Annotated in this window: 8 protein-coding genes; 3 read left to right on the top strand and 5 right to left on the bottom strand. The window is 70.2% G+C overall.

Annotated elements, in window-relative coordinates; translation table 11 throughout:
- Positions 1 to 120 precede the first annotated feature (120 nt).
- A complete protein-coding gene (locus tag ALI22I_RS23025) occupies positions 121 to 1,296 on the bottom strand; it encodes a PucR family transcriptional regulator (protein ID WP_077007593.1) in 1,176 nt (391 codons plus the stop codon).
- Positions 1,297 to 1,412: 116 nt separating this feature from the next.
- Between ALI22I_RS23025 and ALI22I_RS23020 the strand changes: the two genes are divergently transcribed.
- Positions 1,413 to 2,927, top strand: a complete 1,515-nt coding sequence (locus tag ALI22I_RS23020) for an alpha/beta fold hydrolase (protein WP_238598513.1) — start codon at positions 1,413 to 1,415, stop codon at positions 2,925 to 2,927.
- A gap of 256 nt (positions 2,928 to 3,183) precedes the next feature.
- A complete protein-coding gene (locus tag ALI22I_RS23015; protein ID WP_077007591.1) occupies positions 3,184 to 3,978 on the top strand; it encodes a mechanosensitive ion channel family protein in 795 nt (264 codons plus the stop codon).
- Between the two features lie 191 nt (positions 3,979 to 4,169).
- On the opposite strand, the gene ALI22I_RS23010 is transcribed toward ALI22I_RS23015, so the two are convergent.
- The gene (locus tag ALI22I_RS23010) at positions 4,170 to 5,408 is read right to left on the bottom strand and encodes a phytase (protein ID WP_077007690.1); all 1,239 of its coding nucleotides are present in this window, start codon (positions 5,406 to 5,408) and stop codon (positions 4,170 to 4,172) included.
- 255 nt (positions 5,409 to 5,663) lie between these two features.
- Between ALI22I_RS23010 and pnuC the strand changes: the two genes are divergently transcribed.
- On the top strand, positions 5,664 to 6,296 hold the full coding sequence (pnuC, locus tag ALI22I_RS23005) for a nicotinamide riboside transporter PnuC (protein WP_077007688.1): 633 nt from the start codon (positions 5,664 to 5,666) through the stop codon (positions 6,294 to 6,296).
- Here pnuC and ALI22I_RS23000 read toward each other — a convergent pair.
- From ALI22I_RS23000 to aceE, 3 genes are all read right to left on the bottom strand, one after another.
- On the bottom strand, positions 6,293 to 7,522 hold the full coding sequence (locus tag ALI22I_RS23000) for an extracellular solute-binding protein (protein WP_083751938.1): 1,230 nt from the start codon (positions 7,520 to 7,522) through the stop codon (positions 6,293 to 6,295). The genes pnuC and ALI22I_RS23000 overlap by 4 nt on opposite strands.
- A gap of 1 nt (position 7,523) precedes the next feature.
- Positions 7,524 to 9,536: a substrate-binding domain-containing protein gene (locus ALI22I_RS22995; protein WP_077007590.1), complete on the bottom strand. Its 2,013-nt coding sequence runs from the start codon at positions 9,534 to 9,536 to the stop codon at positions 7,524 to 7,526.
- Between the two features lie 212 nt (positions 9,537 to 9,748).
- Complete coding sequence (gene aceE, locus ALI22I_RS22990; protein WP_077007589.1) at positions 9,749 to 12,499, bottom strand: pyruvate dehydrogenase (acetyl-transferring), homodimeric type; 2,751 nt, start codon at positions 12,497 to 12,499, stop codon at positions 9,749 to 9,751.
- Positions 12,500 to 12,703 lie beyond the last annotated feature (204 nt).

Raw genomic sequence — 12,703 nt, 5'->3', positions numbered from 1 at the left:
TGTAGGGTGTCTACAAAAGTGACTCGTAGATGAACGTAGAACGACATCACGTGTTGTGGAACCCGACCCAAACGGACATGCGTCTTCCGTCACACTCGTCCGGTTGTCGCCGAAACGGGGTCACCACAACCCGCGCGCACGGGCCAATCGCCCTACGGACAGTGCCACGCGCAACACCAGAGCGTCACGGGGATCGTTCGCGTTCCGCCCGGTGAGCTCGGTGGCCCGCTTGAGTCGGTAGCGGACCGTGTTCGGGTGCACGAACAGCTTCCGCGCGCACGCCTCCAGCACGCCGCCCACCTCCAGGAACGTGTCCACGGTCTCCAGCAGCGAACCGCCCGCCTCCTCCAACGGCCGCGCCACCCGGTCCACCAGCTGCCACTCGGCCTCCGGATCACCGGCCAGCGCGCGCTCCGGCAGCAGGTCCAGCGACCGCACCGGCCGCGGCGCGGCGGGCCACCCGACGACCGCGCGCAGCCCGGACAACGCGTCGCCGGCGCTGCGGTGCGCCTCGGCCAGACTGGTCACCGTCGGCCCGGCCACCACCGATCCGGGCCCGAACGCCTCGGAGATCCGGACCAGCTCTTCACCCCGTTCCGTCTCACCGCCCAGCACCACGACCAACCGCGAGCCCTGCACGCTCAACAGCGCCGGCCGCCCGATCCGGGCCGCCCGGCTGCGCACCTCGAACACCACCGCCGGCGGGTCGTCCGACGGCGGGTTGCCCACCAGCACGGTCGCCTCCGCCGCCGGGTCCCAGCCCAGCGCGGTGGCGCGGGACAGCAACGACTCCTCCGCGTCGCCACGCATGATGCCGTCCACGACCAGCGCCTCCAGCCGGGCGTCCCACGCACCGCGCGCCTCCGCCGCCGCCGCGTACGAGGTGGCCGCCGAGAACGCGATCTCCCGCCCGTACCGCAGCACGCCCTCGGTCAGCAGCGCGCGCTCGGCCTCGTTCTCGGCCAGCTTCGGCAGCAACTGCTCGAACAGCTCCAACGCGATTCGCACCAGCTCCACGGTCTGCCGCAGGCTCACCCACCGGGAGATGTCCTTGGGCGCGGACCGGAACGCCTCGGCGGTCAGCCGGATCGCCTGCTGCGGATCGTGCAGCCACGACACGAACCCCGCGACACCGTTCTGGATCAGCAGCAGCACACCCGCCCGCTGATCGGCCGGCATCCGCCGGAACCAAGGGAGCCGTTCCTCCATCTCGGCCACGCTCGCCGCGGCCAGGTCGCCCGACGCCCGTTGCAGCGTTCGCAAGGTGTCCCGCGACAGCGCGGCTGAGCTGGTCATACCCGCAACGATCGCACGGGCCCCGATGACCGACACCAACGAGTGACACAACCTGACGCTCCGCGCCGATCGCCCTACCGTCGGTGGCGTTCGAACCGGCTCGTCAGGAGGTGCCCGTGCGCAGATACATGTCAGTAGGCCTGGTGGCGGCCGCGGTGCTGGCGACGGGCGTCACACCGTCGTTCGGCACCGCGCGCAGCGATCCACTGGCCGAGTTCTACACCCAGAAAGTCACCTGGTCACCGTGCGACGAGGGCCGCCTGGAGTGCGCGGAACTGGTGCTGCCGCTGGACTACAAGCGCCCCGCGGCGGAACGCATCTCGCTGGTGATCAGCCGCAAGAAGGCCACGGACCCGGCACGCAGGCGCGGCATCCTGGTGCTCAACCCCGGCGGCCCCGGCGGTTCCGGCCTGGGCATGCCGCGGTTCCTGGCAGACACCGAGGTGGCGGAGGTCTACGACCTGATCGGCTTCGACCCGCGCGGCGTAGGCAGATCCACCGCGCTGAGGTGCCGCACGGTGCCCGATCTGGCGACATTCGACACCCGACCGGCTGATTCCGACTTCCCGAAGTGGGCCGCCGAGGCACGGGCCGCCGAGGACGCCTGCCAACGCGCGGCAGGCGGCATCCGCCCGTTCGTCAACACCCCGAACACCGCACGGGACCTGGACGTGGTCCGCGCGGCACTGGGCGAGGAGAAGCTCAACTACCTCGGCTACTCCTACGGCACGTACCTGGGCGCGGTCTACGGGAGCCTCTTCCCGACCCGACTGGACCGCAACGTGCTCGACTCGGCCGTGCACCCGGAGTGGATCTGGCGCGAGCAGTTCCGAGCACAGGCGGTGGCGCTGCGCCGCAACGTCGAGGACTGGGCAGCCTGGGTCGCACAACACCACGACCGCTTCCAACTGGGCGCCACCCCACAACAGGTGATGGCAGCCATCGAGCAGGTCGCCGCCGCTCTGGTCACCAAACCGATCGGCTACCAAACCCGAACCACCTTCGACGCCGCCATAGGGGTAGGCACCCGCTACCGTCCACTGTGGTCGGACCTGGCCAACTCGGTACTCGACCTGAAAGCCGGCAAGCCGTCCGAGACCAGCGCGCTACTGGCCGGCTCGGCGCAGAACGACCTGGCCTCGGGCGTGTTCCACACGGTGACGTGCGAGGTCGACTGGCCGACCGACGTAGAGACCTACTTCGAAGACATGCGCGTCTTCCGCGACCGCTACCCGTACGGCTTCGGTGTCGTCCGTGCCGCCCCCACCACCTGCGCGTTCCGCACCTTCACCCCACCCGAGCCCGCAGCGACCCTCAAGCGAGACGGCTACCCGGTAGGCCTGGTCATCCAGGCCGAGGGCGACACCCAAACCCACTACGACAGCGGCCCCGCAATGGCCACCCGACTGGGTCACAACCTGATCACCGTCCTGGACGAGGGCAAACACGGCCTCTACGGCACCGGAAACACCTGCGTGGACCGCGCAGTCAACCGCTACATGGTCGACGGCATCCTGCCCCCCAGCAGCTCCAACTGCCCCGGCGACCCAAGGCCCAACCCAACCCAACCCACGTCCCCGCAACACGTGCAGACGTACCTGAACAGCCAAGTCCTCTCCACCCGCCCCTGACAAACCACCGCCGGACCAACCCCCGGCCCCCCATGAAACCCACCCCAGCCACCACCCCCCCAGAACGCGAAAACGCCCGACGCGATCTCTCGCGCCGGGCGTTTCCCTCTCCCCGGTCCCCACCGGTGACTCCACTCTGGACTGTCCCGCGTGAAAGCGCCACGTCAGTCACCCTTTCGTGCCACCACTTCAGGTTGCCGGGTGATCCGCGCTGGGAAACGATCTCCACCGCAATCGAAATGCCAAGGAGGTCGTCGTGGGCTCCCAGATCACCGAAGGACTCGGACAGGCGTGGGCGGTGGTGGCCACGTTCGTGCCGAAACTCCTCGGCTTCCTCGTAGTCCTGTTCATCGGGTGGCTGATCGCGAAAGCACTGGCCAGGGCCGTCCGGTTCCTGCTCAAGCGGGTCGGGTTCGACCGCCTCGTCGAGCGCTCCGGCCTGGGCGGCGCCATGGCGCAGTCCCCGATCGACGCCTCCAGGCTGATCGTCAAGATCGTCTACTACTTCGTGCTGCTGATCGTCCTCCAACTCGCGTTCGGCGTGTTCGGCACCGGCAACGCGGTGAGCGCCCTGCTCAACGACGTCATCGCGTACCTGCCGCGAATCGTCGTGGCCATCATCCTGGTGATCGTCGCCGCCGCGATCGGCAAGGCCCTGCGCGGCCTGGTCACCGGCGCGCTGGGCGCTCGTCCGTACACCCGGATGCTGGGCAACATCACGTACGGCTTCATCGTCGCGCTCGGCGCCATCGCCGCGCTGAACCAGCTCGGCATCGCCGTCGCGGTGACCATGCCGGTCCTGATCACCGTGCTCGCCACCATCGCGGGCGTGATCGTGATCGGCGTCGGCGGCGGTCTGATCCGCCCGATGCAGCAGCGCTGGGAGGGCTGGCTCAACCGCATCCAGGAGGAGTCGGCGAGCCTCACCCCGGTGCCGCGCCGTTCGCAGGAACCCATCACGGCCTCGGCCCACGCATCCCGCCAGGCCCAGGTGGACCCGACGCCCACCCCGCCCGCCGGCTTGTCCATGCCACTCGTCGACGGTCACTGACCCGTAGCCCGCCGACGCCCACCGACACCGCCGACGCCCACCGACACCGCCGACGCCCACCGACACCGCCGACGCCCACCGACACCGCCGACGCCCACCGACACCGCCGACGCCCGCCGACGTCTACCGACGGAAACGCCAGGAGACCCCCGCCAGCACCACCGGCGGGGGGTCTCCTGGCGTGCCGCGGATCAGTCCAGTTCCTCCAGCACGTCCGCCCAGCTCACGTACGCGAACCCGGTAGTCGCCAGGTCACCGACCGCCGGCGTGCGCTCGCCGTCATGCACGACCAACAGACCCTCCGGGTAGTTCGGGCCGAGATCAGCCGTCACCAGCTGCGCGCCGTCAGAGTGCTCGACCGAGTCGTTGCCCCGACCGCTACCCACCACGAACTCGCCGACATACCGGTTCCGCCCGGTCCGCTCGTAGGCCACGAACCGCGAGTCACCCTGACTGGACGCGATCAGGTAGTCATCCCCCACGGTCAACCCCTCGGCGTCCGCCGCCAAGTGCTTACCCCCGAAGCCGGGGTCGGCGCCCGAAACCGAGCACTCCTCGGTCTCCGGGTCGTAGGTCTGCGGCACGCCGAACGACCGCACCTTGTCGATCAGCACCGGCGTGCCGAAACCGGTGGCACGCAGCGGGATGCGCCAGATACCGACATCCTCCTGCGCCGCGTACAGCACACCGTTCGCCGAGTCGACCACCATGCCCTCCAGCTGCGGCCCCTCACCCGGCTCGCCACACGGCGTCCAGGAGCTGCCATCGGGCAGCCGGAACGACGTCGGCAGATCCACGGTGGACACCACCGAGGTGCCGACCGAACCACCCGGCCCGGCCACCACGTGCAGCAACGCCACCCTGGTCTCACTGCGCCGATTCGTCACGACCACCGGCGTGCGCCCGATGAACCCGGCCGCCACCCCGTACGCGGTGTGCTGGTCGTCCACTTCCTCCTCCGACGAGGAGAACACCGGCCGCGCACCGGGATCGGTCACGTCCCGCACGACCGCCGCACCCGCCGCCGCACCGCGCCCGTCGATCTCGTAAACCCGGATCCGGTCCCGGCCACGGTCGCTGACGAACGCCAGGTCACGGCCCCACCCACCGACCGGCACCCGGCTCAGCACGTCCACGTTGTTGAACCGGCCGGGCTTGGCGTCCGGCGTCGGCGGCACAGGCGCCGGGTAGGTGCCGAGCGTCCGACCGGCGAGGTCGAACGCGGCCAGCCCACCCTCCTTCAACGTGCCCAGCACGACGCTCTGCCCGGCCGAGCGCGGGTGCACCCAGATCGCCGGGTCGTCGGCGTCGGCGTTGGCGGGCGTCCCGGACGCGTCGTCCACGAACGCGCGGGTCTGGGTGACCGGCACCACCACGTCGGGACCGGGGGAGGAGGCGATCAGCAAAGGCGCCAGCGCGGCTATGACCAGGAGTGTTCGCACTCGGCGCAAGCTACTTGCCGCCGGTGTACTGCGACTGAAGTCGAGATGACCACCTCCGAAGCCGAAGCCGAAGCCGGTCACGAAACCCAAACCGAAGCCGGTCACGGAACCCTGTGCCGTCGGTCACCCGAGGAACAGCCGGTTGCGCAACGCTGTTCGACCCGACAGAGAAGACATGCGCTCCGGCGCACGTGACGTTGGCCGCCCGTGCCCCGGACCAGCCTGTCTGGGATGGAGGACGCGGTGCACGTCTTGTTGGAGCACGGCTTCACGGTGTTCGGGCAGAAGGTCTCCTGGGCGGAGTTCACCGGCCAGGTCTTCGCGCTCGTAGTGGTCTACCTGGCGCAGAAGCGCTCACTCTGGACGTGGCCCGTACAGCTGCTGTCAGTCACTCTGCTCTTCATCGTCTACCTGTCCGCACAACTCGGCGGCACCGCCGCGCGCCAGGTCGTGATCGCCCTGATCACCCTCTACGGCTGGTGGGCGTGGACCCGCCGCCGCGACCCGGTGTTCGGCGTGGTGGTCCGCAAGGGCACCACCAAGGAACGCATCACCGTCGCAGTCGCCTTCGTCCTCGGCACGATCGGATTCGCGCTGCTCCTGGACTCCCTGAACGCCTCCTGGGCCCCCTGGCCGGACGCCGCGATCTTCGTCGGCACCGTCCTCGCCTTCACCCTCCAGGGCTTCGGCCTGGTCGAGTTCTGGCTGGTGTGGCTGGCGGTGGACGCGATCGGCGTGCCGTTGCAGATCAGGTCCGGGCTGTGGTTCAGCGCGTTCGTCTACACGATCTTCGCGGTCCTGGTGATCCGCGGCTGGATCGACTGGAACCGAGCCGCCAAGCAGACCACCACCCGTGCCAAAGCGGCCACGCCCTAACGCCCCTCTGCGACCCTGGCCAGGTCGTCCGCGAGCCGGTCCAGCGACTGGTCGACGGAATCCGGTTTCTCCAGCACGTGGTGGAGGATCTCCTGCATCAGGCTGGTCAGCTCGTCGTAGTGCGGGGACGGGCGTCGGATCCGAGCGTTCAGCAGGCTTTCCCGCAGTTCGGGCGCAACCAGTTCCGGCTCCTCGTACAGCGCCCGGGAGGTGGGCGCGAATCCGGCGAGCTCGCCCATCAGCCGCTGGTTGTCGTCGCGGGTGACGAACTTGATGAACTCACGGGCGGTCTTCTGGCTCGCCGAGCACCGCGACACGGCCAGGTTCCAGCCGCCCAACGCGCTGGCCCCCGGCAGCACGGCCCTGGCCCACTTGCCGACCACCTGCGACTCCTGGGCGTCGTCCAGGACCGGCCCGGCGTACGGCCAGTTGCGCATGAACAACGCCCGGCCGGACCTGAACGCGTCCAGTGAGGCGGGCTCGTCGTAGTCGCGGGCTTCGCGCGGGATCCAGCCCTGCGCGAAGCCGTCCGCGAGCGCACGCACGCCCGCCTTCGTCTCGGGGGCGTCCAGGCGCTCCAAGTCGCCGCCGTGCGCCCAGACCGCCTCGGCCGTGTTCACGATCAGGCCCTCGTAGCGCCGGAACTGGCCCACGTAGCCGTGCAAGTTGTGGCGCGGCGCGATCTCACTCGCCTGCCGCCTCAGTTCCTTCCACGTGGTCGGCGGGCCCTCACCCACCGCGTCGAGCACGTCCTTGCGGTAGTAGAGCAACCCGGCGTCGCTGCGCCACGGGATCGCCCACAGCCGACCGCCGTCCGGCGACTTGGCCGCCTTCACCGCCTCCGGCAGCATCCGGTCAACGTCGAACTCGACCGGGTCCAGCGCCTCCAGGTGCCCGGCCGCGGCGAACGCCGCCGTCCACACCATGTCCACGGCCATCACGTCGTAGCACTCCGCGCTGTCGCGCACGCCCTCCAAATCCTGGGCGCGTGCGGTCAGCTGGGCGCGGTGGGCGTCGGTGGACGTCGGCATCTGCACGAACGCCACCTGTTCGCGCCTGCTGGCCTGCTCGTTCCAGCGCTCGACCAGCTTCCCCACCTGGCCGCCCGCGGTGGTGTCGCGGCCGTCCACGAAGGTGATCGGCCCGGTGCCGTCCCTCGCGTCGTCCTGGGCCGGGGTCGTGCAGGCCGCCAGGAGCACCACCAGCGGTACGAGAACGCGGATCACGTCACCCTCCCCATGCAGCGCGCGCTACGGCGTCCAGGGCGTCTTCTTGGCGCTGAGTGGGCCCGGAGCCGTTCCTGGCGACGATCTCGTGGCATTGCCCTCCGTGGGCTTGCGCGGCCTCGTAGAGGGGCGTTGAGGCCGCGCACGCCCCCTCCGTGATCCCGACGGCCACCACCCGGACGGGACCGCTGACGGCCTTGGCGATCGGCGGGACCTGCGCCGCCGACACCAGCACCACGACGTTGGCGCCCTGTTCGACGCCCGCCTCGGCCACGCCTTCGGTCAGAGGCAGGTCGATCACCTGGTCACGCGGGCCGGCCAGCCCCCACACCAGGTTCGCGAACACGTTCGCGGCGGGCGAGCCGTCACGGGCGACCCCGATCACCCGCCGTCGGCTCGCGGCCTCCCACGCCTCCCGCACCGCCCTGGCATCCGGCTCGACCGACAGCCTCCGGGGCTGGTCGAGTCGCACTCCCGGACCCGGCCGCGCGCCGATGTTCCCGGCCACGTCCCGGAACCCCGCCCGCCTGAACTGCTCCTGGGCCCGCGCCGAGACCAGGTGTTCCAGGAACCGGTGCACGATCCGCAGCCGCCGCTGGTTCGGTCGGTCCGGCCGCTCCACCTCGACGAACGGGTGGTCCAGTACCAGCGCACCGGCACGCGGGTAGAGCACCCGGCAGCCCTCGGTGTCCGCCACGGCCTTCTCCGACCCGATCAACGACACGCCACCGACGCACGGCTCGTCGGTGGTCGTGCTCCGGGTGATGTCGTGCAGCTTGCGTGCCACGTCCCGCCTGGACAGGTCCAGCCCGCCCAACTCGGCGTGCACCAACGCGGTGGCCGCGGCCAACCCGACGCCCGATGACGTGTCCACCGCCGCCGGCCGCGTCACGTCGCGCCACTCGACCTCGCCGTCCTGCGGCGCGATCTGCGCGGCCAACTCCTCGGACGCGCCCAGCACCACCGGCGACAACGCCACGCCCTGGCGCAGGTGCAGCCGCACGTCGGTGCGTTCGAGCAACGCCGTCTTGACTGCCCGGACCTCGGCGGTGGTGTCCGGCAGCCACACGTGCGGCTCGGCGCCCACCTCCGTCAGGTCGCTCGGCTGCCAGCCCCGACCCAGCGCCTCGGCCGCGGCCTTGGCGGACTTGCCCGTGAACACCAGCGCGTTGAACTCCTTGCAGCCCAGGGGGTTGTGCCGACCGGAGTCGTCCTCCAGCTCCAGCGCGAGCGAGCGGACGACCTCCTCCTTCTCCGCCGACACCAGGACGTTCAGCTGGACCGGGGGAGGGCAGGGCGGCACCGCGGGCGGCGCGGCGCCCGCCCCGTTCGTGATGCCGACGAACAGCAGCGGCAGCATCAGCAGGGCCAGTGCCCGGCGCGGCTTCGCGCGCTTCTTGCGGTGCCTGGTCGGCCGGCGGTTGAGCACCGGCGCGCCGCCGTTGGGCACGTGCAGCCAGGCGTGCCCGTGGACCTCTTTGACGTCCACGTCGACCCGGCGGAACGAGTCCGGGTCCGCCGCCGGGTCGGGCCGGATCACGTCCTCGAAGAACCGCTGCGAGACGATCAGCGCGAACAACGCGGTGGAATGGGCCAGCGCGTCCCGCAGCGGCTTGGCGTCGAGCAGCCGGAACGCCAGCGTCACGTCGTCGCCGACCACGCCGTGCTCGTCGTGCTGCACCTCGCCCGCGGTGATCGCCATCCGCAGCCGGATGCGGGCGTCCTCGTTGCGGGTGGCGTTGTAGCGGCGGAGTTCACCCAGCAGGGCGTGCGGCAGGCCGCTCACCACGCGGCTCTTGGGCACATCGGGCGGCACGAGCACGAACACCCCGTCGCCGCGGTCCTCGTGGTGGGTGGCCGACCAGTCCAGGCCGCAGTCCTCGAAAGCGCTCTCCAACGCCGTGTAGAGCCCGCGCCGGATCTCCTCCTGGGGAGTGCGGTGGCGCTGGCTGAACGCGGACACGTCCACGACCACGACCGTGCGGTGCAACGCGTGCTGCGGGAGCGTCCCCATTCGGCCCCTCGTTGGAACGCTGGGTTTGTCCGCCCAAGTCTATGGGGTGGATCACAATCCGCGCCGTCACGGGGGACATTTTCGCAGGTAGACCGCATTACTACGGAAACGCCCAGGAACGCTTGGGAACGCCTCCGAGACGCCACGAAGACGCCTCGGGGGCGGCTCCGAAAGTCGGAACCGCCCCCGAACAGCGGGTAACAGCGTGTCGATCAGGCCAGGCCGGCGTCCGAGGTGGACGGGCCCGCCGCGCTCACATCGTCGATCCGGTACTTCCGGGCCGCCTGCACCACCAGCGACTGCTCGATCTCACCGCGCTTGGCCAACGCCGCCAGCGTGGCAACCACGACCGACTCGGCGTCGACCAGGAAGTGCCGTCGCGCTGCCGGGCGGGTGTCGGAGAACCCGAACCCGTCGGTGCCCAGCGTGGTCATGTCCGTCGGCACGTACGGCCGGATCAGGTCCGGCACCGCGCGCATCCAGTCGGACACCGCCACCACCGGGCCGGCCGCGTCCGCCAGCACCTGCGTGACGTACGGCACGCGCGGCTCCTGGTCGGGGTGCAGCAGGTTGTGCCGGTCGACCTCGACCGCCTCGCGCCGCAGCTCCGAGTACGACGTCGCGGACCACACGTCGGCCTGCACGCCCCACTCCTCGGACAGCAGCCGCTGCGCCTTGAGCGCCCACGGCATGCCCACGCCCGAGCCCAGCAACTGCGCCCGCGGACCGCCCTGCGCCGGCGCCACCTGGTACCGGTACAGGCCCTTGAGCAGGCCCTCTACGTCCAAGCCCTCGGGCTCGGCCGGCTGCTGGTACGGCTCGTTGTAGACGGTCATGTAGTAGAAGATGTTCTCGGCGTTCTCGCCGTACATCCGCCGCAGACCGTCCCGGACGATGTGCGCCACCTCGAACGACCACGCCGGGTCGTACGCGATCACGGCCGGGTTGGTGTGCGCCAGCAGCAGCGAGTGCCCGTCCGCGTGCTGGAGACCTTCACCCGTCAGCGTGGTGCGGCCCGCCGTGGCGCCCAGCACGAAACCGCGCGCCATCTGGTCGGCCGCCGCCCACAGGCCGTCGCCGGTGCGCTGGAACCCGAACATCGAGTAGAAGATGTAGATCGGGATCATCGGCTCGCCGTGCGTGGCGTAGGACGTGCCCGCCGCGGTGAACGACGCGGTCGAACCGGCCTCGTTGATGCCCTCGTGCAGGATCTGACCCTGCTCGCTCTCCTTGTACGCCAGCATGAGCTGGGCGTCCACGGAGGTGTACATCTGGCCGTTCGGGTTGTAGATCTTCTGCGCCGGGAACATCGAGTCCATGCCGAACGTGCGCGCCTCGTCCGGGATGATCGGCACGATCCGGCTGCCGATCTCCGGGTCCTTGGCCAGGTCGCGGACCAGCCGGACGAACGCCATCGTGGTGGCGACCTCCTGCTTGCCCGAGCCCCGCTTGATCACGTCGTAGACCTTGTCGCCCGGCAGCACCAGCGCCTTGGACTTGGTCCGCCGCTCCGGCACGAACCCGCCGAGCTGCTTGCGCCGCTCCAGCAGGTACTGGATCTCGGGGGACTCCTGGCCGGGGTGGTAGTACGGCGGCAGGTACGGGTCGAGGTCGGAGTCCGCGATCGGGATGCGCAGGTTGTCCCGGAGGAGCTTCAGGTCCTCCAGGGTGAACTTCTTCATCTGGTGCGTGGCGTTGCGCGCCGCGAAGTGCGGGCCCAGGCCGTAGCCCTTGATGGTCTTGGCGAGGATGACCGTCGGCTGGCCGTGGTGCTCCACCGCCGCCTTGTACGCCGCGTAGACCTTGCGGTAGTCGTGGCCGCCGCGCTTGAGGTTCCACACCTCGTCGTCGGACAGCGGCGCGACCAGCTCCTTCGTCCGCGGGTCGCGGCCGAAGAAGTGCTCCTTGACATAGGCGCCGTCGTTGGCCTTGTACGTCTGGTAGTCGCCGTCCGGCGTGGTGTTCATCAGGTTGACCAGCGCGCCGTCACGGTCGGCGTGCAGCAGCGAGTCCCACTCGCGGCCCCAGATGACCTTGATGACGTTCCAGCCTGCGCCGCGGAAGAACGCCTCCAGCTCCTGGATGATCTTGCCGTTGCCGCGCACCGGGCCGTCGAGGCGCTGCAGGTTGCAGTTGACCACGAAGGTCAGGTTGTCCAGCTGCTCGTTCGCCGCCACCTGGAGCAGGCCGCGCGACTCCGGCTCGTCCATCTCGCCGTCGCCGAGGAACGCCCAGACGTGCTGGTCGGACGTGTCCTTGATACCGCGGTCGCGCAGGTAGCGGTTGAACCGCGCCTGGTAGATCGCGTTCATCGGGCCGATGCCCATGGAGACGGTCGGGAACTCCCAGAAGTCCGGCATCAGCCGCGGGTGCGGGTACGACGGGATGCCGCCACCCGGTCCGGCGTGGGAGTACTCCTGGCGGAAGCCGTCCAACTGCTCGGCGGACAGCCGGCCCTCCAGGAACGCGCGGGCGTACACGCCGGGGGAGGCGTGCCCCTGCATGAACACGTGATCACCGCCACCGGGGTGGTCCTTGCCCCGGAAGAAGTGGTTGAAGCCGACCTCGTACAGGCTCGCCGAGGACGCGTAGGTCGAGATGTGACCACCGACACCGACACCGGGTCGCTGCGCGCGGTGCACCGTCATCGCCGCGTTCCACCGGATCCAGGCCCGGTAGCGGCGTTCCACCTCCTCGTCACCGGGGAACCACGGCTCCCGTTCGGTGGGGATGGTGTTGACGTAGTCGGTGCTGGTCAGCGACGGGACGCCGACGTGGCTCTCCCTGGCCCGTTCGAGCAGCCGCAGCATCAGGTAGCGGGCGCGCTGCTGCCCGCCGCCCTTGAGCGCGGCGTCGAACGACTCCAGCCACTCCGCGGTCTCCTCCGGGTCGATGTCGGGGAGGTGGGCGGCCAGACCGTCACGGATGACGCGTACCCGCTCGGGGGGGTTCTGCGGGGCCAAGGGATCTCCTCGTTCCGGGGTCTTCTGACTCCCATCGTTGCCGGACGGACACTCTCCCGTCACCGCTACCGGTGAGTAGTTCTGGATCGTGTCCCTCGCGCGCGCGGATAGGAGGTGTGTAGAGCGTGCCTCATCCAGTTGGGGGACTGCATCCGGGGGTACCCGATGCGGCGTGTCTTGGCCCTTACGGTTGCGCGTGGCAGG

Source organism: Saccharothrix sp. ALI-22-I (assembly GCF_001984175.1).
GTDB lineage: Bacteria > Actinomycetota > Actinomycetes > Mycobacteriales > Pseudonocardiaceae > Actinosynnema.
The sequence above is the reverse complement of the archived record's forward strand: the minus strand, read 5'-3'. Positions and strand labels throughout refer to the sequence as shown.